We start from the raw sequence: 25,337 nt of genomic DNA on the forward strand, positions 1-25,337 counted from the left end.
ACTACCAAGATGAGGATAAATATACTATACTAACGTTAGAAGAGTTAAACGAGAAAATCATGAAAGCTTGGCAAGATAAGACGTATTACATGGACGGAAAAGTGTATTCAGGCGCGGCAGGGAGCATCTTACAAGCTTCTGCGTATGTGGAGGATTGGGAAGGCCAACTAGCCGAATCCGGCATTATGTCAGCATTATCAGGCGTAGGCCTAGGCGCTGCGATAGCTCGTGGGAGTAAGGCGTATAAGGGTGGTAGTGGGGCTATAAGTCCATCGGAGATTGCAAAAAGTTGGCAAGGCTCCGGAAAATATCCGGGAGTTGATAAGTATAAAGATATAACCCTAAAAGAAGGCAAAATCGTGTATAGGGGAGAACCTAATGGAACAGATTACTTTACGACCAAATCTGCAGTTGAACGTTCAGGGAGAGATGCAACAAAGATCTATGAAGGGCTACAAGTTGAGAAAAATCCAGTTCATGGGTATAGGGGTGAAATGCAGGGCTATAAAGTAACAAAAAATACAGATGCAGCTTTTGGAAAAACAAAGGCAAATCCTCAATACGGAAAGGGAGGTTTACCACAAGTCTTTGTACCTGATGCAAATGAGTTGATAGAGAAAGGAATCTTAGTCCCAGTTGATAAGATTATACTCAAAAAATAAAGGAGAAGAGAATGATAGATGTAAACGATGGAAGATTTGTAATCAGTAACACATTAATATTGTATCCGGGTTATAAATTTGATGATTTTAAAAGAAGTAAATATTATAATGGGCAGGATGGTATAAGAATTATATATTTGGATGATAAGCAAATAATTGATGGGAAAAAGTACCATGTAAGTTTATTTTTTAGAAATAATAAAATATATCTTGTCTCTTTAATTAATTGTGATAGCGAGATTTCCGAATCAAAAGAAGAAGAAAGAAAAATGCTACATGATAGAATATTGGAAGAAAACAATATCCTAAGTGGACATCAATATGAGTGGGGGAAAATCGTGTCTGAATATGACGCAAGGAGTAATATAAGCAGCATAGATATATATTACAAATAATTTCTATTTCTTCATACCATGGTGTATTTGTACAAATTAATAGTGTTTTATCTTAAAAATCCCAGCCACGCCGAGCCGCCCCGGAAGGAAGCGGCAACGGTAGTGTCAAGGCGTGGCTGGGAGAGAGCGGAGCGAACGACCAAAAAGGTCGGAAAAGTAACACCGCCCTACGCCTACAAACAAAAAGACGGAAAAAGCCCGAAATACAGGCATTTTAGAAACACATCTAACTAAGACATTCAATGATAGGAAGAGCGTATTACAAGTTCAAGATAATGGTAAAACAGTGCGAGAGTCGCTTTTAGTTGGTCCGAACGGCTCAGTTAAAATTGAGTCTATCTGGGATAATGAGAAGTTAATAACGGCTAAAATATATGGAGGGGGTATTATTAGAGGGAGAAAATTGCAATTATTTAAAGTCGGTACGAAATCTGAACTAATGGAATATCCAGTTCTAGAAATACTAGAGGGAGAAGCACAAGCAGGCAAAGCTTTTTATATTTTACGGTTTGCTAATGATTTGGAAATAGGTTTGATAAGTGATGACCAAGGAATTTTCCCAGTTATTCAAATGGTTTCTGACTATATCTGTGTGTTTTCTTTAGACACAAATATTTATAGATTAGATACTAAAACCCAAGATATCACAAGTGCCTGTTTAGACTCTTTGATTTTTGAAATTTACGTAATAGGGGATACAAGTTTTATCGTTTGTGAAATAGATATTTATGCTTTTAATACCTATTCTTTAGTGGAGAAATGGCATATATCGCTAAAAGATATTGTCATAGATTCTCAAGTAGATGGAGAAATTTTAGTAGTTGATACAGATGAGAAGAAATATAAGATTGATTTAATTAAAGGAACATATAATTTATAAACTTAAAAGACTCGCAGTTGTAACCCTCGCTGTGAGTCTTTTTCAGGATTATTATCAGGAGGAAGAATATTGATGTGCTCCAATTCTTTTTTGCACACGTGCTTTTTCCGAAGTCATGGCAACCTGCCGAACTCTCTACCGCCTGTAGGCAAAGCTTTAAAAACCAAGAGCGAGGAAAGCGTGGAATCTTATAATGTGCTAAACTAAACAAATATCAAGCACTTTTCTCCCCATTCCCAGCCCCAAGGGAGGTAGTGTACTTAAACTTTCCAGTTTGTCAGAAGATGAAAAACTTAAAATTGCTAATCAATATAAGAAAAAGTCACCCATAGACATTCCGAATACGGCAGATATAAAAGCACAATCAAAAAATGGGCACGAACAAATATCCTATAAGTGGAAAGAAAATGACGAGACTATTGAAGTGCGTTGGCATACTAAAACTCCAGGTGCACCAGAAGGACAGGGAAATACTTTTGTTGTTGAAAAAACTATCCCGGGTAATTCTGAAGGAAAAAGACGAACTCAGCAAATTTTAATAGGAACGGATAAATTGGGTAAGTAAAAACGAGTGGCAAAGAGCGATAACAGATAGGCAGAATGGTGTTAGTACATCTGAGCAAGAGAAGATGTTATCGGCAGGTCACTGGAAAGAGTAGGAAGAAGTATACATGGACAATTACTATAAAGGTTTTGAGGGATATCCAGAAGTTTATATTTATACTTTGTCGAAGGGGCAAAAAGAAGGGATTAAGATGTGGGAAGTGTATTTTGATAATATTATGGAGAAGATTGAGCCAACTGATGGTAAATGGGTTTCACTGGCATACTATTATCACTTGTATGAAGGCTGGTATGATGAAAGCCCTTGGGAAATTCCCGATAATAAAGGAGCATTAAAACAGTTTGAATCAGTTATTGAATCGGAAATAGAAGGGGTTTGTAAACAAATTCTAACGAAACTAATTGCGTTAGTAAAAAATAATATCTCAAATAGAATTTTTATAGAGTACTCCTAAAGTGTAATTGACTGTCTTTTAAATGAATAAAAACGGGAAGTAAATTTCAATATAAGAAATGCTTCTCGTTTTTTATTCCCATCATTTTCTTTTTAAGCCAACTGAATACTCGTATCAAAAAAAGAGCAAGTTATGTTAAACTAAAAAGTGAAAAGCTGCGGTTATTTAGTTTGCTTCAGCCCCAAGGGTGGTAGTGGGGCTACAAAAGCAATTCAACCTGATTGTGGAGGAAGACATGGGGATTTACCATATACTAAAATTAGTACAACAAGTGCAGATGTGGGTAAGATAAAAATTGTATATGGAGAAGAGTTTTTGTATATCTTGAATGGCGAAAAAAATGTAACAGTTGTTTTTTGAAGGAGGAAGATAAAAATGATAGATATTAATGCGCCGATTGTTCCATATGAAAGTATAGGAGGAATAAAGCTATATAGTACCATTAAAGAGTTGAAAGAGATTGTTACTGGAAAGAATGTTGAAGTACAGGTGTTTAACAAAGTACGGATTATCTATACTATAGGTGATTCGTTAAAACTGTTTTTTGATCTATTGACAGGAAAGCTTTTTAAAATTGTGACGCTGGCAGGATACAAAGGGGCTCTTTTTGGCGAAATAAAAGTAGGTATGAAAAGTGAAGAATTTTTAAAGATAGAGCCGTCTTTTGTATATGACGACTTTGAGGAAGTGTATGAAACTGAAAAGGGAGTATATATTGAAACCGAGGCACGGAATGATACAGTAAGATGGATATCTATTTTTGTAAAAGAACTAGGAACGGAGGCATTTAAAAAAGGTGAATGGTAGACGTATTATATTAACAAGATTGTAATAATAAGAAATTAATCTTAATTAAATCAAAAAATAGAACTTTCACTTTCCCCTCTCGGAAAGAGATAGTGGGTTATAAAAGCTTTCCAAATTATTTTTGAAGGGAGACAAGTGAAATGATAGATGTAAATGCACCCATCATTCCATATGAAAGTATGGGGGGAGTAAAGCTATATAGTACTATCAAAGATGTGAAAGAGATAATAACTGGAAAAAATGTGGAAACAAAGGTATTTCACAATACATGGATTGTTTATAGTATAGACGATTCATTGGAATTATTTTTTGATCTATTGACAGGAAAGCTTTTTAAAATTGTAACGCTTGGAGGATATAAAGGAACTCTTTTTGGTAAAATAAAGGTAGGGATGAAGAGCGAGGAGTTTTTAAAGATAGAACCATCTTTCGTGTATGATGATTTTGAAGAAATATATGAAACTAAAAAAGGAGTATATATTGAAACTGAGGTTGTGAATGATACGGCAAAATGGATATCCATTTTTGTAAAAGAAATTGATAGTGAAAGTTTTCGTTTAGGGGAATGGTAAGACAAATCGAGAAAGGGAGCTGTTAATTTAGCTCCCTTTTAATACTATTCATCCGAATTAATCTCATCCAAATAATTCTCAAAAATGTCATCTAAGACAGTTAAAAGTACTTCCTTACTTTGCCTGTATGCGAGCTCATGCTTATCTGTGAACGCTGTATGATTATGGGAGTGTAAAGTATGTGGACGTCTAAACCTGGTAAAAAAAGTAGTTTTTAAGAGGAGTTAAAAACATGCAATGGATTATTTTAATTGGCGATGAGAACTTTAATCTTGAGGTAGTAAAGGCAATTAAATATGATAAGAAAAATAAAATGGCGGATGTAGATAGAAATAGAATCGTTGTAGACTTTGGAGAAGAACATATTTTTTATGATTATGTTGAAAATCTATTGGAAGAGTATGAAGAGGAGGAGAATAAAAATATTCCCTATAGTCACCCATATTTTATTATACTAACCTATTCTTCAGTCTCATTACTAAAGTAAATTTTTTCACAAAAGAATTTTTTGAATGATATTTATGTGGATGATGATTATGGGAGGATTATGAAAATCGAAAAATTTAAAGACGTTTTATGTAATAGTTGATGGATTCGTATAAATATGTTGCAAGCAGGGAGTTATTGATTTAATTGTTACAATAACTAAAAAAGAGAAACAAATCCTAACACAGGAAATGTTTCTCTTTTTTCACAGATTTTATTCTGCATTTGTGACAGAAAAAATGCCAATTGGTTACATCAAGTGACTTTGAAAACGAGCTATCCCACAATGGTGGTTACAATTCTTTAATAATTGGACTAAAAAAAGAAACGAATCCTAATGCAGGAAATGCGTCTCTTTTTTTCAATCTATTTCTCTATCCGCCATTTTTAGTGGAAGTTCTCTTTACAAAAAATACGCCATAATAATATCGTCCACATATTCCCCGTTTATTAGAAATTCCTTCTCCAAGCGTCCTTCCACGTGAAAGCCATTTTTCGTATAGAACGAAATCGCTTTTTCATTTTTGGAAAGGACACGCAATTGGAGTTTGGTGTAACCTTCTTTTTTGGCATTTTCTTTTAGGAAGGTCATCAATTGGCTGGCGATGCCTTGTTTTTGGTAGTCTGGGTGCACGGCGATGTCGAGTGTTGCGACATGTTTGTTTGATGGCAGTGGAATCGGAGAGTGGTAGCCGAGAATGCCGACAACTTGGTCCCCGTTAACTGCCACAAATTTGTCGCCAGCAGGGTTTTTCGCTAAGTAATCAGCGGGGGAGTCAAAATGAATTTCGCTAGGTGTAGTCCCGGGTGTCCAAACTAAATGTTCCAGCGCCATCATTGACGCAGCATCTTCTTTTTTTGAATGTCTAATTTCCAAATTTTGTCACCTTCTAATTTAATTTTTTAGCATAAGAAAAAGATTTTCTTAAGGTTTTGATAAGCCCATCATTCGAGTAAAGCAGCACGTTTCCTTTGTAAAGCTTGAGCGTAAGGAAGAAAGCGAGCGCTGTTGTGAGTATTAAAATACCGAGTGAAATGAAAATGCCCGTGTTCGAAACAGAAAGTAAATCCATGCGCGCAAGCATCATCATCGGTGAGAACATCGGAATGTAGGAGCCGATAATCACGAGAATGTTGTCTGGCACGTTGCTCGCCGCAATCGAACCCCAATAGCCGAGAATCGAGAGCATCGTAAGCGGATAAATAAACTGTGCGACCGTCTCGACGTTTGGTACCATCGACCCGACCATCGCGGATAAAATAATATAAAGCAGTAAACCAAACAAAATAAAGAGCAAGTTTAGGATTAAATAGTAGGTTGGGAATGCCGCTAATTGATCTAAAATGTTTTGCACAACATCCGTGTTTTTCATCACGAGCATAACGGAAACCGAAACCACAATGTAAAAGCCAATTTGCGTGAGAAGCATTAAAATAATCGCAGTGAGCTTAGCGAGCAAATGCGTTGTCGCAGAAACGCTCGACAAAATGACTTCCATGATGCGCGTCCCTTTTTCAGTTGCAATTTCAGACGCCACAATATTCGCGTAACTGACAACAAAAATAAAGATGACGAGGGTTAAAACTAAAATGGCGGCGCTCATCACTTCTTTTTGTTTATTCGTCAGCTGGTCAGTTGATTCAACATGATTTTTGACGGGCACAGGAGCAGTAATGTCTTGTAGCTGGGCTTCCGTAATCTTGTAATTTTCTGCCTTTGTAGCAACCTTTGCAGCAGTTAAGTCGGTCGTAATACGTGCAAGCACCTCTTGACCGGCCGTTTCTTCAGTAGTGTATACGGCTGAAACTTGCCCGTTTGTATCCGTAATCGTGAGATAGCCGTCTAGTTTGCCATTTGAAAGAGCCTTCTTCGCTGCGTCTTCCGTCTTAACATCGGTTTGTACTTTAAAATAATCCTTATCTTTTTGAAAAGCCGAAACAAAAGCTTCGTTATCACTTAAAACCGCAATTTTAGTCATATCATCACTATTAAAATAATCCATAATTTTTGGCAAGCCGACAATAAAAGCGGCGATTAAAATGGGAAACAACAGTGAAAAGAGAAAAGACTTCGTTTTGACGCGCCGCTTATAAACTTGCTTCGTGATGACCGAAAACTTACTCATTTTCTTCACCCGCTTTCCATTTGAAAATTTCTTCGAGCGTTGGCGGCTCCAAGCTAAACATTGGAATAAAGCCGTCTTTTGTCACATGTTCGAAAACCGCTTTTGCAAACGATTCATCGGCTAATTCAAGCTGTAAAATACCGTCGCGTTTCGCTTCGACTTGCTTAACACCAGGCAAAACCTGTAATTCTTCTTTTGAAAAAGGAGATTTTAAGCGAATCCTTTTACTTCCAAAACTAAGCTTCACCGAATCCGTATCACCGTGTAAGACCGTTTTTCCTTTTTTCAGCATGATTAATGAATCGCAGAGTTCTTCGACATTTTCCATGCGATGACTTGAAAAAATAATGGCTGTCCCGCGCGCCTTCATTTCAAAAACAATGCTTTTAAGAATTTCAGCATTTACAGGATCAAGTCCACTAAAGGGTTCGTCTAAAATAAGCAATTTGGGGTTGTGTAAAACAGTGCTTATGAGCTGGATTTTTTGCTGATTTCCTTTAGACAATGTCTTCACCAAATCACTTTTCTTACCGACGACTTCTGCTCGTTCCAACCAGCGATCAATTTCTGGTAGAACATTTTTTTTGCTCATTCCTTTTAGTTCAGCAAAAAAAAGCAACTGGTCTTCAATTGTAACGTTCGGATAAAGTCCACGCTCTTCAGGCAGGTAGCCAATTAAATTAGGATTTATTTTAGTAGTTGGTTGCCCGTCCCAAGTAATTTGCCCACTTGTTGCTTCTATAAAATGCAAAACAAGTCGGAAAGTCGTCGTTTTGCCGGCCCCGTTTTGGCCAATTAAACCAAGTATTTCGCCAGGTTCGATTTTAAAAGATAAGTCATCAACAGCTATCTTCTGACCAAATTGTTTTGTAACATGCTGTAATTCGAGTGACATTTGCTCTCCTCCTTTTTTTTCTACACATTCTATTCTACCAAAAAAATGCAGAATTGCTTGCGTAAATTTACGGATAATGTAAATTTTTTCCTTTTATAGTGAAAAGATTGATTTAAAAATGAGCGAATAATTCGATATGATAACAGTATCTCAAAATATTTTTATTTTTTTAAAGAAGAAGGTAGTTATATGAGGAAAAAATTAACTTTCGTTGCAGACGAAATTTATGCAGAATTAAAAAAAGATATTTTGAACCATAAGTTCAAGCGAGAAGAAAAGATTTCAGTGGAATACGTCATGCGCAGATTTAATGTTTGCCGACCTTTTGCGATGGATGCACTTGAAAATTTAGTGGAAACTGGCTTGCTTAGCTTTGATTACAAGATACTTACAACTGACTATGCAGATTTTCGCCTAATATCAAGGCTAAAAATGACTTTTTATAATTTAAATTATGCTGTTCAAAAATTAGAAGAAAAAGATGTTCCCGTTTGTTTTGATTGTTTAAAACAGGAACTTATGAAAATTAAACTAGCTGTTCGCGAACAAAATTTTGATGTTCTAACAAGTGGAATCCGTAATTTTTACGGCTGCATGATTGAGCATACAGAAATGCCCAGTCTAGAAAAAAATACGGATTATTTAATTGCTCTTTTAATCTCTTTAGAAAAGGAAGATAGGCAGGCGTTTTTTAATGTGCAAGCACGTGGCATAATCGACTACTTGGACACGCTAATTGATTCACTCGATAAGCGAGAATTTGAAAAATGTCATCAAACGCTCAATCAATTTTATGTGCATAACGTAAATTTACTTTTTGGTTCATAAAAAATAGTTTGGAACAAAATTTAACGTTGTTCCAAACTATTTTTTTAATTTCCCATCTTAAAATCGTCATTCGTCAATTCGAATTCCCCTTTTAAGCCGGATGTAATATAGACTTTTTTATCTTTGCTTACAAAAATGGCTTCTACACCATCGTGCGATTCAATGAATTTAAGTCCTTCTTTAATGCCTTTTGAGAAAGCTGCAGAGGAGAGGCCATCACCAGTAATTGATTTTTTACTAATAATGGAAACACCCGCAATATCATTATCAAACGGATAACCCGTTTTAGGATCAAATAAATGGTGGTATTTTTTGCCATCTACTTCTAAATAGCGCTCGTAAATCCCGGAAGTAACAATCGATTTATTTTGTTCAGGCACTTTGCCGAGAATCGTATTGCGTGGGGAGAAGGGGTCTTGAATCCCAACATTCCAATCGCCACCTTTAGGACTTTCTCCTTGAAGCAAAATATTTCCGCCTAAATCAATGATGGCCGTTGTGACGCCATTTTCTTTAAACACTTTTCCAACTTCATCAGCGATAAACCCTTTGGCGATACCACCTAAATCAAGTTCCATACCTTTTTCTTTTAAATAAACCGTTTTATCGTCCTCATTTAGTTCTACATTTTTATAGTTGATAAGCGGTAATTTAGCATCGATTTCGCTTTGAGACGGCTTTCTCGCGTCTGGAAAACCAATATGCCAAAGAGAAGTAATCGGGCCAATTGTAATATCTTTCGTACCACTTGTTTGATCACTATATTTAATGCCTTCTTTTATGAGGTAGAAAATATCATCATCAACTTTAACGGGTGCAACACCGCTTTGTTCGTTGATTTTATCAATTTCAGATGCTCTTTCTTGTTCATCATTTACATCAATTTTATTTGCGAGTTCGCGAACGCGGTCAAATCCTTTATCTAAAACAGCTTCTTTTCCATCATCATATATTGTAAGCGTTACAACGGTCCCCATCAGGAACTCCGTTTTCGTGTACGGATTAGAAGCTAAATGGCGCTCTGCTTGACTCGTTTCGCTTTTTGCCTCTTTCGGAGCTTCCCCGCAACTAGACAAGAGAAGAACTGAGCAAGTCGCAATACTAACAAGCAATCTTCTTTTTTTCATTATGTCACCTCGAATTTTTTCCTACGCTATTAATGTAACTTGTTAAACAAATGAAGTCAATAAGGCTAGTGGACTACTTTTTAATCCGGAAATAACCCCGTTCATAAATAAAAGTCGCAAGGAAAATCGTCCCCAAACCAAGTAAGCACCCAGCGAGAACATCACTCGGATAATGCACCGATAAGTACACCCGAGAAATCATCACCAGTATCACGAAAAAGCCAAATAGAAGTGGCACAATAACTTTACTGCTTTTTTTCTTTAGGTAAAAAAGAATAAGTAAGATGGCTAAAAACCCGTAGAAAGTCGTGGAGCCTGTCGCATGACCACTTGGGAAACTGTAGCCGGAAATAGGAATTAGCGGTTCATCTGGCCGCGGACGTAAAGTGATATGTTTAAAAATTTGTGGCAGCAAAAGCTCACCTAAAAAAAATGTCGCACCCGTCCAGACCGCAATTTTCACGCCTAATTTGCGCCACACAATGATAACCGTAATAAGAGAGAAAATAATCATAGCTACAGTGCCACCAAATTGTGTAAGTATTGTAAAGAATTGGGTTTTTACATCTGTCATGTTTCCTTGAACAAGAGGGATAAGCGTATCATCCAGCTTTGAGATGAAAGAGAGTTGAAACATCACACCAATCCATAGAAAAAGAAAAAGTAAGTAGCAAATAATACTAATCATTAAAAACGAATATTTTTGAGTAGCTTTGTCAGCCATCATATTCACCTCGCCCTTTTTTGTTTTATAGTAAGAAAAAAGGATGAAAGAAAAATCTTTCATCCTTGATGAGCCATGATGGGCTCGAACCATCGACCCTCTGATTAAAAGTCAGATGCTCTACCAACTGAGCTAATGGCTCAAAAATGGCTGGGCTAGCTGGATTCGAACCAGCGCATGACGGAATCAAAATCCGTTGCCTTACCGCTTGGCTATAGCCCATTACTGGTGGAGGAGAGTGGATTCGAACCACTGAACCCTAAGGAACGGATTTACAGTCCGTCGCGTTTAGCCACTTCGCTACTCCTCCAAATATTAAGATGCCGACTGCAGGAATTGAACCCGCAACCTACTGATTACGATTCAGTTGCTCTACCAGATTGAGCTAAGTCGGCGTAAGCACATCTGAACGTTGAGGCAACACATATCAGTCTCTTTTAAAATTTCAGATGTAAACACAACTTCCATTAAAAGTTACTTCATCATAATATAACATTTTCTTAAATAAAGCTAGTTTTAAGAAATAAGTATTACGATGACCCGTACGGGATTCGAACCCGTGTTACCGCCGTGAAAGGGCGGTGTCTTAACCGCTTGACCAACGGGCCAAAAATAAAAAGTAATTTTACAGCCAAAATCTATTATATAAACACTTTATAGATTTGTAAATACCTAAAATAAAGTTTCACTTTTCTGAAAATAAAAATACGTTTTCTTATTGAAAAGAGGGTATTAATCTATAAATTTGATTGCAATATGGGCACTTTATTAGGAAGAATAAAAAAACTCGTTACTTCTATGGCTAGCTATGCTATAATTTGTCATATTGTTTTTTGCTTATTTTAAATTAAACTAAAAAAGGTAGGGAATATCATGGCTTCGCCTCTTAAAAGATTATTAATTGGGCGCCCGCTTAAAAGTTCAGAAGCAGGGGAACAAAAATTAGGGAAATTAAAAGCACTCGCAGTTTTATCATCAGATGCACTTTCATCTATTGCTTATGGGACAGAACAAATTTTGCTTGTTCTTGTTACCGTCAGTGCAGCGGCAATGTGGTATTCACTTCCAATCGCACTTTGTGTACTTATCTTATTACTAGCGTTAAATTTATCCTACAAACAAATCATTTATTCCTACCCTCACGGGGGCGGGGCGTATGTTGTTTCAAGAGAAAATTTAGGAAAAAATGCTGGCTTAGTGGCCGGAGGTTCACTCCTTGTCGATTATATGTTAACGGTCGCTGTAAGTGTATCTTCTGGTACCGATGCAATCATATCGGCAATCCCTTCTTTATTTCCTTTTGCGGTTCCAATTGCTATTGTATTAGTCATTATCGTGACAATCATTAATTTACGTGGGATTACAGAATCCGCAAGCATATTAGCAATTCCCGTTTATTTATTTGTTTTTTCTATTGTCGTTTTAATATTTACGGGACTATTTAAACTAATAATGGGTGTTGATGCCACTCACGAAACAGCATCCGTCGGGACACACGTTCAAGGTGTTACCGTATTCTTGTTACTACGAGCTTTTGCATCAGGTTCTGCCTCTTTGACAGGTATCGAAGCCATTTCAAATGCAGTACCTCTATTTAAAAAGCCGCAAGCTAAAAATGCAGCGAAGACTTTGACGATTATGGCTTCATTATTAGGTTTTTTCTTTTTAGGAATTACCTTGCTTGCCTTTATGTACGGAACAGTACCCGAACTTAAGGTGACAGTGCTATCTCAAATCGCTGAAAATGTTTTCGGACGTAATTTCATGTTTTACTTTATTCAAGCAACTACTGCGCTCATTTTAGTACTCGCAGCAAACACCGGTTTTTCAGCTTTCCCGCTGCTTGCTTTTAATTTGGCTAAGGATAAATACATGCCAAGAATGTATTTAGCGCGTGGCGATCGTTTAGGTTATTCGAACGGGATTATCACACTTGCAGTTGGCTCCATCGTGTTGATCATTTTATTTAAAGGAAAAACTGAATTACTTGTGCCATTATATTCTGTCGGGGTGTTTATTCCGTTTACATTATCGCAATCGGGCATGATTGTAAAATGGTGGAAAGAAAAGTCAGAAGGTTGGAAGAAAAAACTTGCAGCGAATCTGCTCGGAGCAGTCATTTCATTTACTGTTTTAATTGTGCTCTTTCTAACACGAATTGAATCTGTTTGGCCGGTTTTCATTTTCTTGCCAATCATGATTTATGTATTCCACAGGACGAGAAGGCATTATGTGAAGCTTGGTCCGCAACTTAGAGTCGATGAGTCGATGGATCTTGATATGCCTGACTTTAAAGGAAATGCCGTTATTATTGCAGTTTCAGATACGACAAGAGTTGTAGAAGGGGCATTAAAATATGCGAAATCAATTGGAGACACAGTCATAGCGGTTCATGTATCTGTGGACCGTGTACAAGGGAAGGAGTTTGTTGAAAGGTGGAATCGGGTTCATCCCGAAGTTAGAATTGCCCACTTATATTCAACATATAGGTCCATCTCCGAACCGCTGATGAAGTTTATTGATACCGCAAAACAAAAAGCGGATCAGGATAATTATTCATTAACTGTGCTCATTCCGCAGTTTATTCCTAAAAAAGGCTGGGAGAATGTTCTGCATAATCAGACTAGCCTTATGATACGAACGAAGCTTATGATGAAACGCGATGTCGTTGTTGCTACGTATCCATACCATTTGAAGGAATAGTTTTTCTTCGGGGGAAAGAAAAAGTAATTTGTGGAACAGCTATAGAATAACAACTTCTTTTGGCTTTGTAAAAAGCAGGAAATCCCGTTTTTAAAATGACATTCGTTCGAAAATCCTCTTTTTGTCTTAACAAAAAGAGGATTTTTTGTAGCCTTATATACAATGAAATACAAAATTGGGCATTTAGTAACAATTTGGTTTTACAAAAAGATAACAATTGTATCATTTTGATGTCGTAAACAAAGTTAGCTTGTAAGGAAGTTGAAAAGCGTGTTATTGTCCCATTTGTCGAAAAAAAAGCGCAAACTTGACAAATTTGTGACGTTTTGAAAAACCCTTGAAAAATGCCATTTATCGGAGTATACTAAAGTTGTAAGTGAGAGATTTTCACAAAGTTATGAAAGTAGGGGTGCGTTGAATGTCGGAACAGGATATTAGATATTTTGTATTACCAGCTTGTATCATTTTTATTCTTGGTATTGCGGCTATGAATAGCGTGGCTTCCCCGCTACTAAACTTTTTTATTGTGGCACTCATCTCATGTATAGCAGGCGTTATTATAGGTACAACGCATCAGTTGTGTAAACTTGTCGCAGAAAACGTGCGTACATATCGCGCGAAAGAGTCACCCAAGAAGAAAATGGGGACACAGTACAACAAGGCCTAACGGATTACTTTTGCCTGAATACTTCGGTTTGTAGAAAAATTATAAGATAAATTAAAGTCAGATTGCTGTTAAAAGTTATTTATCAGTAGTCTGATATTTTTTATTTTCTTGTCCTAATCGGAAAAAATGATACAATTAAAGTACAAGATTTGAATTGGAAGGGGATTTTGATGGCCACATTAGCAGATGTCGCAAAAAAAGCGAATGTCTCAAAAATGACAGTTTCGCGCGTTATCAATCATCCTGATCAAGTTTCTGATGAATTAAAAACCCTTGTTTTTAAAGCGATGAAAGAGCTTGACTACGTACCTAACTTTGCTGCAAGAGCACTTGTACAAAACCGGACGCAGGTGATAAAATTTTTGATTTTAGAAGAAATTGATACGGTTGAGCCATACTACATGAATTTACTGACGGGGATTAGCAGGGAGTTAGATAAGCATTTTTATTCCTTACAGCTCGTTACACGAAAATCCAAAAATATCGGTTCTTACGATGGCTTGATTGTGACAGGTATTCGAAACGAGGATTTTGATTTAGGCGTGTTAGATATTGAAAAGCCTGTCATTTTGTATGGGGAAAATACGCGTGGTTATGATTTTATCGATGTGGATAATAAAAAAGGAACGCGACTTGCAACGGAACATGTTATCAATTTAGGCTTTAAACGTATCGTTTTTTTAGGGATTGATTTATTAGAAGAACAATTTATGGTTTCACGTTTGGCGGGGTTTGAAGAAACGATGCGCCGGCATGGGCTCACTCCAGAATCCTATTTTTTAAAAAACAGTTCACGTGTGGCAGAGCAGAAAGGGATTGATTTGCTCCGCTACAACTCCAATGATATTGCGTATGTTTGCGCTTCTGACCGAATTGCAATCGGAGTCGTTCGAGCAGGACTGAGTTTTGGACGGAAATTTGGTGAGAATTTTGCGGTCACTGGTTTTGACGGTGTTTTCTTAGATCGTATTTCTTCGCCGCATATTACGACTGTTCAATCGCCTGTTATTGAGATGGGGGAGGAACTGGCGCGCATGCTTCTTCGGAAAATAAATGACGCCGGAGCTCCTCAAGATAATATCTTATTCGAACCGCAATTAATCGTCCGCGGTTCAACTACCGGGGCAGAACAATCTTTCTACTAGGCTATTTAATGCTCTTAACGTTTAGTTCTCGAGCTAGAGGTTAAGAGTATTTTTTTGTTTAAAAATGTGAATTTACTCTGGCTACTATTAATAAGCTTTTAGAATATCTCATGTGATTTTAAGTAAAGTCAAAGCGCGTTATCAATTTTATTCTTTATAATGAAGTTATCTAAAATAGAGGATTTAGCAGTTAAACTTCGGCAACTAAATATAGGAGGCAAATAAACCGGATGAAAAAAAGATATTATCTTGGATTAGTATTTTTTTGCACAACGAGTTTAGTAGCCCTTCCAATTGCGAATCAAGTTTCCGCGGAGACATCTCATGCAGAAAATATAATTCAGACTACGAGCGAAACTGAAAAAACTAATCTTCTAGAAAACACTGAATTTATGAATACAACAGGGTGGACAGGTTGGCGAAAAGAAGGGGAAGACAAGGTAAAACAAAGCTTTATTGGTATTAACTTTAACCAAGACGGCTCTATGAAAATGATTCCAGAAACATTGCGAAAGGATGGGGTTTATGAAAATCATCATTTGCAGCAAACTTTTGAGACAGAGCCAGGAAAAGTATATGAATTAAAGGCTGACGCCGAGAATATAAATATTCAATTTGTCGATGGTGGAATTTATGCACCCAATACGACGCCAACTATTATTCCACAAGAAACGAAAGACGGTAAAATTCAATTTAGAGCTATGTCGGAAGAAACAACGATTAATATCACTACTGAAGGGACAGGGAGCTCATTGGAAGGTACGGTATCAAATTTAAGTGTAACCCGAGCAGACGTGGCGCCTATAACTGTCAATCCGGTGAATAGCAGTAGTACTGAAATAACTGGAACTGGTGAACCAGGTGAAACGGTGATACTCACACCAGCACCTAGCTCTAAAGAAACCTTTTCAAGTGAATATGCAGAAATGGAGTCATGGCAAAAATCAAGTCAATCGGAAGCGAGAGCAACCGTTGATGAAAGTGGTCATTTTTCGATGATGCTACCATCGAAACTCCCGGCAAATTTTAGCTTTTATGTTAATTATGCAGCGTTTAGTGATGATGGAAGTGTTACCCCGCTAGATGTAAATGGCGATGGTTCGGTTGAGACATCTCCTCTAGTGACGGTTATTCAAAACGAAGCCCCTGTTATTTCAGGTGTAGAGGATGAAACAGTAGCTTCTGGAAGCGAAATCAACTTGAAAGAGAATGTGACAGCTTATGATAAAGAAGATGGTGATTTGACGGACAAAATTGAGATTAGCGAAGCTGTCGATACCTCAAAAGCAGGAGATTATGTCGTCCAATATAAAGTCTCAGATAATGATAAGAATGTGACAACGGCAACGAGTGAAGTTCATGTTGTAGATTCGGCTCAGGCGGATAAAGAAGGTTCTAAGCCAGAAGAGGTAACCGAAGAGAATTCGAAAAAGCAAGCGACCTATTCCAGTGAAAATACAAGCCCAAATAATGAAAGCCCCCTAAGTGATAGCGATGCGCAGGAGGAAACAAACCTTACATTACCTCAAACGGGTGACGACAAGGAAGGCGCTTATGTTTTGGCAGGAGCTGCATTTGTCTACGGTGCGTGGAAGCTTTCTAGAAGAAAATTATAGTATACGAAATACGCCTACCTTTTATTTAAAAAGTTAGGTGTATTTTTTTGTTACCGTTAACGAGGAAAAAAAGATTGCGAGCGGTTACATTGTTTGCTAACGTTGGGGTAGAAAATAAAAAGGAGGACGTATTAGTGGAAAAAGCTGCAATTTATCATCAACCGGCAAGTCACTATGCATTTAGTTATGATGGTTTTGATTTACATATCCGCATTCGGGCAAAAAAGGACGATATTAAAAAGGTTACGCTAATTTGTGCAGATCCGTATGATTATGAAAACGAGAAATGGATGAGCGAGCGCCTTGAAATGAAAAAAATCGCCACGACGGAAGAGCACGACTATTTTGCTTTTGTATTAAAACCGGAGCGTAGACGTGTGCAATATGGTTTTATTCTAGAGGATTTCGAAGGAGATACAATATTTTACGGCGGACGTGGTTTTTTTGAAGATACGCTCGTTAATTTGAACACGATGGACTATTATTTTAAATTTCCATTCATTCATGAGGTGGATACTTTTAAAGCGCCGGAGTGGGTTAAAAACACTATCTGGTACCAAATTTTCCCAGAACGGTTTGCAAACGGAGAGCCAAGTTTATCACCAGAAAATGCACTTCCTTGGGGCAGTAAGGACCCAAGCACGACCGACTTTTTTGGCGGTGATTTAGTGGGGATAATCGAGCACTTAGATTATTTGGAAAATCTCGGAATTAACGGGATTTATATGACGCCGATTTTTGAGGCGCCTACGAATCACAAGTACGATACACTCGACTATATGAAAATTGATCCGCATTTTGGCGATAAAGAAACGTTCAGAAAGCTTGTTGATGAAGCGCATAAACGCGGGATAAAAGTGATGCTTGATGCTGTCTTTAACCACATTGGGGATACGAGTGAAATGTGGCAAGATGTCGTTCAAAATGAGGAGAAATCGCGCTATAAAGACTGGTTCCACGTGCATAGTTTTCCAGTTCGTTACGGAGAAAATGGGAATGTGGAGAATGCGACGTCGATTTCATATGATACCTTCGCCTTTACTACACACATGCCAAAATTAAATACGAGTCATCCAGACGTGCAAAAATACTTACTTGATATTGCGGCTTACTGGATTCGTGAGTTTGATATTGACGGCTGGCGCCTTGATGTTGCGAACGAAGTCGACCATGCTTTTTGGAAAAAATTCCGCCAAGTGGTGCGAAACGAAAAAGAAGATGTGTATATTTTAGGTGAAATTTGGCATGATTCGTGGATTTGGTTACTTGGCGATGAATTTGATGCGGTGATGAACTATCCGTTCACACAAACAATTATTGAAAACTTTATTGAAAATAAAATTTCGCCTGAGAAGATGGTTGCAAGTATTAATGAGCAATATATGCGCTATCCGAAACAAGTGAGCGAAGTCATGTTTAATATGCTTGACAGTCATGATACGGCGCGAATTTTAACGCGAGCAGATGGAAATAAAGATAAAGTAAAACAGGCACTTGCGTTCATGTTTGCCCACACAGGTTCACCGTGCATTTATTACGGAACGGAAATCGGCATGGACGGCGCGAACGATCCGCTGTGCAGAAAATGTATGGTTTGGGAAGAAGCGCAACAAGATTTAGAGATGTTGGCCTTTACAAAACGGTTAATTGCGATTCGAAAAGAGTATCAAGCACTCATTTCACGCGGCGAACTGATTTGGGATATTAGTCGGGTTCAGGAAGGCTTGGTTATTTTTAAACGCGAACTAGACGGAGAAGCGCTCACCTTTATTTTTAACCAAGCAAAAGAAGAGAAAGCAGTGCGCGTGGAAGCGGGCGTTGACGTTTTTCACGATGAGAAGTTGGGTGCGGAAGTTATCGTGCCAAAAGAAGGTTTCCGGATTGTGAAATAGGAAGCAGGTTTTGGAAACGAGTTTGCGTATTTTTCACAAATAAGTTTCCGAAATTCTGTTATCGGTAACATGAAAATTTGTGTTGAAAACGTTTTCTTGAAGAGGATATAATACATGTAAGGTTAACCTAGTTTTACAAAGAAGCGTCAAACTGATTTTTTAAATTTGAGGAGGAAAAGGTAATGGATTTGAAAAAGAAACTTGGTGTTTTAGGACTGGCAACTGGTCTTGTTCTAAGTCTAGCAGCATGTGGCGGGGGAGCATCTGATGATAAAGCAAGTGGTGGGGATACGAAAACATTAACTGTTTCAGTTGATAGCGGCTACAAAAAATATATAGACTCGATAAAAGGCGATTTTGAGAAAGAAAATGATGCGAAAATCAAAATTGTTGAAAAAGATATGTTTGAACAATTAGAGGCGCTGCCACTTGATGGGCCAGCTGGAACGGCACCAGACGTTATGATGTCTGCTTATGACCGAATCGGGGGACTTGGACAACAAGGGCACTTGGCGGAAGTGAAACTAGGAAATAAAGATCAATATGATGAAAAAGATGCAAAACAAGTCACAATAGACGGAAAAATATACGGAGCACCAGCGATTATTGAAACGGTTGTGCTTTATTATAATAAAGACTTGTTAGATAAGGCGCCTGAAACATTTGGCGATTTAGAAAACATCTCGAAAGACGCGCGATTTGATTTTAGTTCAGAAAAAGGTAAAAATATTGGTTTCTTAGCGAAATGGACTGATTTCTACTTCTCTTATGGACTTTTAGCTGGATACGGTGGCTATGTTTTTGGTGATGATGGTACGAATCCACAAGATATTGGTTTAAATAATAAAGGCTCTGTAGAAGGTATTACTTACGCTACGAAATGGTTCCAAGATGTATGGCCAAAAGGAATGCAAGATAATAAGAGTGCCGATGACTTTATTCAAGACCAATTTGTTAAAGGGAAAACAGCGGCAATCATTGGTGGTCCTTGGTCGGCAGCAAACTACAAAGAAGCGAAATTAAATTACGGGGTTGCTAAAATTCCAACGCTTCCAAATGGCAAAGAATACTCGCCGTTTGCAGGTGGTAAAGGCTGGGTGATTAGCAACTACTCGAAAAACAAAGATTTAGCACAAAAATTCTTAGATTATGTAACAAATGAAAAAAATCAATCTACACTTTATGATTTAACAAATGAAGTACCAGCAAATACTGCGGCAAGAAAAGCTGCTCTTGATAAAAATGATGAATTAACCAATGCAGTTATCGAACAATATGAAAATGCGCAACCTATGCCAAATATTCCAGAGATGGCTGAAGTTTGGACAGGGGCAGAAAACTTAATGTTTGATGCAGCTTCTGGCAAGAAAACACCTCAAAAATCAGCAGATGATGCTGTAAAAGTAATTGAAGATAACATTTCACAAAAATACACGAAATAAAATGACGTCTGGGAAAGCTGCCACGCTTTCCCAGACGGACTATAAAGAAGTGAGAGGGTCACAAAATGGATATCGAACAAAAGGAAATAAAAAATGTCCGTAAAGCGACTTTGTTATCAATCATTCCCGGTCTAGGCCAGTTTTATAATAAGCAAAATTTTAAAGGAATCATCTTTTTACTTATTTTCGTTTTGTTTGTCATAGAGCTTGTCATGTTCGGTTTTCGAGCTTTATATAATTTGATTACGCTTGGATCTATTCCTGGTGTCGATCATTCGCTCTTTCTCTTGATTGAAGGCACGTTGCAACTCATTATCACAATGATTTTTATTGGCTTTTACATACTTAATTTATACGATGCAAATCGAGTAGCCAAACAGTGGAACCTCGGTGAAAGTGTCAATGTTAGCACAAAAGCCATCTTAAAAAATATGGTGGATAAAGGCTTTCCATATCTCTTTACGATGCCAGCTTATATTGTGATGACATTTGTTATCATTTTCCCCGTACTAGTTACACTTTTCATGGCATTCACGAATTACGATTTTTACCATATCCCACCAGCGAATCTAATCGACTGGGTAGGGTTTAAAAACTTCTTTAATATTTTCTTCTTGAGCGCTTACCGCGACACATTCCTAAGCGTGTTCTCATGGACGATTGTTTGGACACTTTGTGCGACCACGTTACAAATCGTGATAGGTGTATTCACCGCAATCGTTGCCAACCAAAGCTTTATTAAAGGAAAACGCCTTTTTGGTGTTATCTTCCTGTTACCATGGGCGGTTCCGGCTTTCATTACGATTATGAGTTTTTCAAACATGTTTAATGACAGCATTGGCGCGATTAATTCGCAAGTCATTCCGCTACTCAATCATTTGCCATTTGTTGATATTGGCGCCATTTCATGGAAGACGGATCCATTTTGGACAAAGGTAGCCCTCATTTCTATCCAAGGATGGCTCGGTTTCCCGTACATTTACGTGATGGTGACAGGCGTCTTGCAAGCCATTCCGGGCGAGCTCTACGAAGCGGCGCGAATTGACGGCGCAAGCGCGATGGCGCGTTTTAGAAAGATTACGCTGCCGATGATTTTATTTGTCACGGCACCCGTTTTTATTACGCAGTACACGTTTAATTTTAACAATTTCTCAATTATATACCTCTTTAATGAAGGGGGACCAGGCAGTGTCGGTGGTGGTGCCGGCTCGACCGATATTTTAATTTCATGGATTTACAAACTTACGACGGGGACGTCCCCGCAATATGCACTGGCAGCGGCTGTGACGCTTATTATTTCAGCGATTGTCATCGGGGTTTCCATGATTGCCTTTAAGAAAACCAATGCATTCGGAAATGAGGAGATGATGTAATGAAAGCATTTTTTAAAGATCAACGCACAACGAACTTTTTAACGAAGTTTTTCACGTATTTGTTTTTACTCGCGCTTTCTGTCGTTATCCTTTATCCAATCTTGATTACAGCATCCTCAGCGTTTAAACCGGGCAACATTGCGGCCTTCTCACTCGAATGGTCGGACGACTGGACGCTAAATAATTTTGTGCGTCTGTTTAATGAAACACTTTACCTCGATTGGTATAAAAACACGCTAATTATTGCGACGTTCACAATGATTTTGCAGGTTACAATCGTCACATTTGCCGGCTACACGTATAGCAGATACCGTTTTAAAGGGCGTAAAAACAGCCTCGTATTCTTTTTAATCATTCAAATGGTGCCAACAATGGCGGCGCTAACTGCTTTTTACGTGCTAGCGATGCTCCTTGGGGCGCTTGATCACTACTGGTTCCTAACGCTTATTTATATCGGCGGCGGGATTCCGATGAACACGTGGCTCATGAAAGGCTACTTCGACACCGTCCCGCGCGATTTGGACGAATCGGCAAAACTAGACGGGGCCGGGCATTTCCGGATTTTCGGGCAAATTATTTTGCCGCTCGTAAGGCCGATGATTGCCGTTCAAGCGCTTTGGGCATTCATGGGACCGTTTGGCGACTTCCTACTCGCGAAATTTTTACTACGCACGCCAGAAAACTTAACGATTGCGGTCGGTTTGCAAAGCTTCATTTCAAACCCACAGCAACAAAAAGTGGCGCTGTTCGCGGCCGGAGCCATACTTGCGGCACTGCCAATTTGTCTCCTTTTCTTCTTCTTGCAAAAAAACTTTGTTTCTGGTTTGACGGCAGGCGGTACGAAAGGGTAATCATTTTTTGAAAGGAGTCCTAAAATGAAAAAGCAAACCTTCCCGGAACTATATTTTCCAAATATTTGGAGCCCTAAGCGGATTTTTGCAGCCCGAAAAAACCTTTCGTGGTTGAAAATGATTTTTTGCTTCATTTTGCTGAATGCGCTACTTCTGATACCAATTTCGCTCCACCAAGCGAAGCAAAATGACTTTGAAATTCTGAAATGGACGAGCGGTTTAGATGCGCTTGCGACAAATCAGGCGGCTAGTCAGTTTGACGGGCTTAAAATTGCAGACGGAAAACTAGTGAATGCAAGCGAAATGATTTTTCAAGACGACGCTTCTGTGTCTGGCGTTTTCGTCCCAAAAGAAACGTTTGATACGGCTAAAAACGCCATTTCATTTGGTGAAACCCGTTTAGACTTAAAAGATGCGTCAGGCTACCAGTTTTCCTTAGCCTATCCGGAATCTGGCGTCGTGACAAACTTGGAAGAGTTTATTAACACGACTTGGTACGCGCAGTACAAACCGATAGTATTTCTAGGAATGGTTTTCGTTTTAGGAACGCTAACGCTCGTGAGCTCGCTCATGCTCGTACTTTTTAGTGCCATTTGCTTGGCGCTCACGAAAAAGAGCTCTTTTTCAAAAATCAATTCGTTTAAAGAAGCGATGAATTTATCACTGAATGCAATTGGGCTACCAACGCTCATCGCGACCATTTTCGGTTTCATTTATTTTGATATTACAGTAATGATTGGGATTCAGTCACTCGGTGCGGTCTTACTCATTGCAATGACATTTTTAAAAACCCGTTTTTACAAAGAAGATGTGAGGTTAGTTTAGGAGGATTTAGCATGAGGCAACGATTATTCGAGATAGACGCATGGAAACTGAAAACGAAAGAATTAAATAAAGAACAAAAACGTTTGCAGGAAAGTTTAACATCGATTGGAAATGGCTACATGGGCATGCGTGGCAATTTTGAAGAAGGGTATTCAGGCGACACACACCAAGGCACTTATATTGCAGGTGTTTGGTTCCCAGATAAAACGCGCGTCGGTTGGTGGAAAAACGGTTATCCAGATTATTTCGGAAAAGTTATTAACGCACTTAATTTTATCGGCATTGAAGTGCTAATTGATGGGGAGAAACTGGATTTATACACGGATACATTAATCGATTTTGATATGACACTTGATATGCAAAAAGGGATTTTGACGCGGCAATTCACCGTACTAAAAAATGAGAAGCGCTACGAAATTCGCGCCACTCGATTTTTGAGCATTCAAACGCGCGAACTCGCGGTTATAACGTACACGGTTACAGCACTAGACGGCGACGCAGAACTTGTTTTAGCGCCATTTTTAGACGGAGAAGTCCACAATGAAGATGCCAACTATGACGAAATGTTTTGGGAAGCTGTCCATGTGACGGAAAATTCGTTAACCACACGGACTATCCCAAATGCATTTGATACGGAACGTTTTACGATTCATGCGTTGATGGAAAATAAAATTTCGGGTAAAGTTTTGGCGGAAACAGAACACTCAAGCGCGCTTTATACCGAAAAAAGGTTTAAGGTTTTAGCGAAGCAGAATGTAGCCGTCACCCTTGAAAAGCGTGTGATCATCACAACTTCGCGGGATACAACTGACTTGGAGCAACGCGCGCAAGCAATTCTAGCGAGCCAAGCGGCGAAAACGTTTGAAAATCTGTTCGATGAGCAAGTCGCAGCATGGGGCGAACGTTGGAATAAAGCCGATGTGGTGATATCGGGAGACGATTCTGTGCAACAAGGAATTCGTTTCAACATTTTCCAATTGTTTTCCACATACTACGGCGAAGATGCCCGTTTAAACATCGGTCCAAAAGGCTTCACAGGAGAAAAATACGGTGGTGCAACGTATTGGGACACAGAAGCGTTTGCGCTCCCAATGTATTTGGCACTAACGAGCGAAGAAGTGCCGCGCAACCTTCTGAAATACCGTTTTAACCAACTCGAACAAGCGAAACAAAACGCGCGAAAAATCGGTTTAGACGGCGCACTCTATCCGATGGTCACCTTCACCGGAATTGAATGCCACAACGAATGGGAAATCACATTCGAAGAAATCCATCGAAACGGCACAATTGCGTACGCGATATACAACTATGTGACCTATACGGGAGACAAAAACTATCTCGCCGAATACGGCCTTGACGTTTTAGTTGAAATTAGCCGCTTCTTTGCAGATCGTGTTCACCTATCCGACCGTTTAAGCAAATATATGATTCACGGCGTGACCGGACCAAATGAATATGAAAATAACGTCAACAATAACTGGTTCACCAACTACATGGCAAGTTGGACGCTACAATTTACGTTGCAACACGTAGATGCAGAAGCGGCAGAGCGCCTGCATATTAGCAAGCAAGAACTTGAAAAATGGCAAGACATCGTCAAACGCATGTATTTCCCGTACGATGAAAAGTGGCAAATCTTTATTCAACATGACACCTTCCTAGACAAGGAACTACGCGCAACCGACACGCTCAAAGATACCGATCTGCCTTTAAATCAAAATTGGTCTTGGGATAAAATCTTGCGCTCCTGCTTTATCAAGCAGGCGGACGTGCTACAAGGCATATACTATTTCCCGAATCAATTTGATTTCGACACCAAACAGCGTAACTTCGAGTTTTATGAGCCGCTAACCGTCCATGAATCTAGCTTGTCGCCGGCGATTCACGCCGTCCTCGCGTCTGAAATTGGCAAGTACGACAAAGCCGTCGAGATGTACGAACGGACAGCGCGCCTCGATTTAGATAACTACAACAACGACACAGAAGACGGCCTGCACATCACTTCAATGGCCGGCAGCTGGCTCGCCATCGTACAAGGATTTGCGGGCATGCGCACAACGCAAGAAAAACTAGAATTCGCTCCTTTCTTGCCAAAAACATGGAATGATTATGCCTTCAAAATTAATTACCGCCATACACTCGTTCAAGTTCGCGTAGAAAAGGACCAAGTAACCTTAAAACTCCTTGCGGGAGATGAAATTCCAGTTTTCGTTTACGGTGTTCAATACTTGCTCACATCTACAACAGAATTAAAAGTCGCATACCAATAAGAAAAAAGCTTTGCTAGAAATCTGGCAAAGCT

24 protein-coding genes and 5 tRNA genes are annotated in these 25,337 nt (G+C 38.7%); 19 read left to right on the forward strand and 10 right to left on the reverse strand.

Annotated elements, in window-relative coordinates:
* The 8 genes from CFS04_RS12035 to CFS04_RS12070 all read left to right on the forward strand — a co-directional run.
* Positions 1-662: hypothetical protein (locus tag CFS04_RS12035; RefSeq protein ID WP_255377792.1), on the forward strand; the 662-nt coding region annotated here is incomplete at its 5' end.
* Positions 663-673: 11 nt separating this feature from the next.
* Positions 674-1,057 carry a hypothetical protein gene (locus CFS04_RS12040; protein WP_088810938.1) on the forward strand — a complete coding sequence of 128 codons (384 nt, stop codon included), beginning with the start codon at positions 674-676 and terminating at the stop codon, positions 1,055-1,057.
* Positions 1,058-1,460: 403 nt separating this feature from the next.
* A complete protein-coding gene (locus CFS04_RS12045; protein ID WP_159457910.1) occupies positions 1,461-1,937 on the forward strand; it encodes a hypothetical protein in 477 nt (158 codons plus the stop codon).
* Between the two features lie 274 nt (positions 1,938-2,211).
* Entirely contained in the window at positions 2,212-2,502 is a 291-nt protein-coding gene (locus tag CFS04_RS12050) for a hypothetical protein (protein ID WP_088810940.1), read from the forward strand.
* 106 nt (positions 2,503-2,608) lie between these two features.
* Entirely contained in the window at positions 2,609-2,956 is a 348-nt protein-coding gene (locus CFS04_RS12055; protein ID WP_088810941.1) for a dihydroorotate dehydrogenase (quinone), read from the forward strand.
* 375 nt (positions 2,957-3,331) lie between these two features.
* Positions 3,332-3,763, forward strand: a complete 432-nt coding sequence (locus tag CFS04_RS12060; RefSeq protein ID WP_088810942.1) for a hypothetical protein — start codon at positions 3,332-3,334, stop codon at positions 3,761-3,763.
* 140 nt (positions 3,764-3,903) lie between these two features.
* Positions 3,904-4,335 (forward strand): hypothetical protein, encoded by a 432-nt coding sequence (locus CFS04_RS12065; protein WP_088810943.1) that lies wholly within the window; start codon positions 3,904-3,906, stop codon positions 4,333-4,335.
* 232 nt (positions 4,336-4,567) lie between these two features.
* Entirely contained in the window at positions 4,568-4,822 is a 255-nt protein-coding gene (locus tag CFS04_RS12070) for a hypothetical protein (RefSeq protein ID WP_088810944.1), read from the forward strand.
* Positions 4,823-5,224: 402 nt separating this feature from the next.
* Here CFS04_RS12070 and CFS04_RS12075 read toward each other — a convergent pair whose 3' ends face one another.
* Genes CFS04_RS12075 through CFS04_RS12085 form a run of 3 tightly spaced genes read right to left on the reverse strand, consistent with a single transcriptional unit; the run spans position 5,225 to position 7,842 of the window.
* Positions 5,225-5,698 carry a GNAT family N-acetyltransferase gene (locus tag CFS04_RS12075; RefSeq protein WP_088810945.1) on the reverse strand — a complete coding sequence of 158 codons (474 nt, stop codon included), beginning with the start codon at positions 5,696-5,698 and terminating at the stop codon, positions 5,225-5,227.
* A 13-nt stretch (positions 5,699-5,711) separates the two neighbouring features.
* A complete protein-coding gene (locus CFS04_RS12080; RefSeq protein WP_088810946.1) occupies positions 5,712-6,947 on the reverse strand; it encodes an ABC transporter permease in 1,236 nt (411 codons plus the stop codon).
* Positions 6,940-7,842, reverse strand: coding sequence for an ABC transporter ATP-binding protein (locus CFS04_RS12085; RefSeq protein ID WP_088810947.1), 903 nt, complete (start codon positions 7,840-7,842; stop codon positions 6,940-6,942). Before CFS04_RS12085 ends, CFS04_RS12080 begins: the two co-directional genes overlap by 8 nt.
* Before the next feature lie 189 nt (positions 7,843-8,031).
* On the opposite strand from CFS04_RS12085, the gene CFS04_RS12090 reads away from it, so the two are divergent.
* Positions 8,032-8,670 carry a GntR family transcriptional regulator gene (locus tag CFS04_RS12090; RefSeq protein WP_088810948.1) on the forward strand — a complete coding sequence of 213 codons (639 nt, stop codon included), beginning with the start codon at positions 8,032-8,034 and terminating at the stop codon, positions 8,668-8,670.
* A gap of 44 nt (positions 8,671-8,714) precedes the next feature.
* Here CFS04_RS12090 and CFS04_RS12095 read toward each other — a convergent pair whose 3' ends face one another.
* The 7 genes from CFS04_RS12095 to CFS04_RS12125 all read right to left on the reverse strand — a co-directional run bounded on the left by CFS04_RS12095 (position 8,715) and on the right by CFS04_RS12125 (position 11,129).
* A complete protein-coding gene (locus tag CFS04_RS12095) occupies positions 8,715-9,797 on the reverse strand; it encodes an FAD:protein FMN transferase (RefSeq protein WP_088810949.1) in 1,083 nt (360 codons plus the stop codon).
* Between the two features lie 73 nt (positions 9,798-9,870).
* Positions 9,871-10,524, reverse strand: a complete 654-nt coding sequence (locus tag CFS04_RS12100; protein ID WP_159457909.1) for a phosphatase PAP2 family protein — start codon at positions 10,522-10,524, stop codon at positions 9,871-9,873.
* Between the two features lie 66 nt (positions 10,525-10,590).
* Positions 10,591-10,663 (reverse strand) — tRNA-Lys (locus CFS04_RS12105).
* Between the two features lie 5 nt (positions 10,664-10,668).
* Positions 10,669-10,743, reverse strand: a tRNA-Gln gene (locus tag CFS04_RS12110).
* 4 nt (positions 10,744-10,747) lie between these two features.
* Positions 10,748-10,831 (reverse strand) — tRNA-Tyr (locus CFS04_RS12115).
* A gap of 11 nt (positions 10,832-10,842) precedes the next feature.
* A tRNA-Thr gene (locus tag CFS04_RS12120) sits at positions 10,843-10,916 on the reverse strand.
* Between the two features lie 141 nt (positions 10,917-11,057).
* Positions 11,058-11,129 (reverse strand) — tRNA-Glu (locus tag CFS04_RS12125).
* Between the two features lie 265 nt (positions 11,130-11,394).
* Between CFS04_RS12125 and CFS04_RS12130 the strand changes: the two genes are divergently transcribed.
* The 10 genes from CFS04_RS12130 (at position 11,395) to CFS04_RS12175 (ending at position 25,305) form a co-directional block, all read left to right on the forward strand.
* The gene (locus tag CFS04_RS12130) at positions 11,395-13,224 is read left to right on the forward strand and encodes an APC family permease (protein ID WP_088810951.1); all 1,830 of its coding nucleotides are present in this window, start codon (positions 11,395-11,397) and stop codon (positions 13,222-13,224) included.
* A 418-nt stretch (positions 13,225-13,642) separates the two neighbouring features.
* Entirely contained in the window at positions 13,643-13,891 is a 249-nt protein-coding gene (locus CFS04_RS12135; RefSeq protein ID WP_088810952.1) for a hypothetical protein, read from the forward strand.
* Positions 13,892-14,061: 170 nt separating this feature from the next.
* Positions 14,062-15,036 carry a LacI family DNA-binding transcriptional regulator gene (locus CFS04_RS12140; protein ID WP_088810953.1) on the forward strand — a complete coding sequence of 325 codons (975 nt, stop codon included), beginning with the start codon at positions 14,062-14,064 and terminating at the stop codon, positions 15,034-15,036.
* Between the two features lie 230 nt (positions 15,037-15,266).
* Complete coding sequence (locus CFS04_RS13190; protein ID WP_088810954.1) at positions 15,267-16,652, forward strand: immunoglobulin-like domain-containing protein; 1,386 nt, start codon at positions 15,267-15,269, stop codon at positions 16,650-16,652.
* Between the two features lie 134 nt (positions 16,653-16,786).
* On the forward strand, positions 16,787-18,544 hold the full coding sequence (locus tag CFS04_RS12150; protein WP_088810955.1) for a glycoside hydrolase family 13 protein: 1,758 nt from the start codon (positions 16,787-16,789) through the stop codon (positions 18,542-18,544).
* 182 nt (positions 18,545-18,726) lie between these two features.
* Positions 18,727-19,986 (forward strand): extracellular solute-binding protein, encoded by a 1,260-nt coding sequence (locus CFS04_RS12155; protein WP_088810956.1) that lies wholly within the window; start codon positions 18,727-18,729, stop codon positions 19,984-19,986.
* 65 nt (positions 19,987-20,051) lie between these two features.
* On the forward strand, positions 20,052-21,359 hold the full coding sequence (locus CFS04_RS12160; protein WP_088810957.1) for a sugar ABC transporter permease: 1,308 nt from the start codon (positions 20,052-20,054) through the stop codon (positions 21,357-21,359).
* Positions 21,359-22,210 (forward strand): sugar ABC transporter permease, encoded by an 852-nt coding sequence (locus CFS04_RS12165; RefSeq protein WP_088810958.1) that lies wholly within the window; start codon positions 21,359-21,361, stop codon positions 22,208-22,210. Before CFS04_RS12160 ends, CFS04_RS12165 begins: the two co-directional genes overlap by 1 nt.
* Positions 22,211-22,234: 24 nt before the next feature.
* Complete coding sequence (locus CFS04_RS12170) at positions 22,235-23,035, forward strand: DUF1189 family protein (RefSeq protein WP_088810959.1); 801 nt, start codon at positions 22,235-22,237, stop codon at positions 23,033-23,035.
* Between the two features lie 11 nt (positions 23,036-23,046).
* Complete coding sequence (locus CFS04_RS12175; RefSeq protein WP_088810960.1) at positions 23,047-25,305, forward strand: glycoside hydrolase family 65 protein; 2,259 nt, start codon at positions 23,047-23,049, stop codon at positions 25,303-25,305.
* The last annotated feature ends 32 nt before the right edge of the window (positions 25,306-25,337 follow it).

The organism is Listeria sp. ILCC796 (assembly GCF_900186175.1).
Taxonomy (GTDB): Bacteria; Bacillota; Bacilli; order Lactobacillales; family Listeriaceae; genus Listeria; species Listeria goaensis.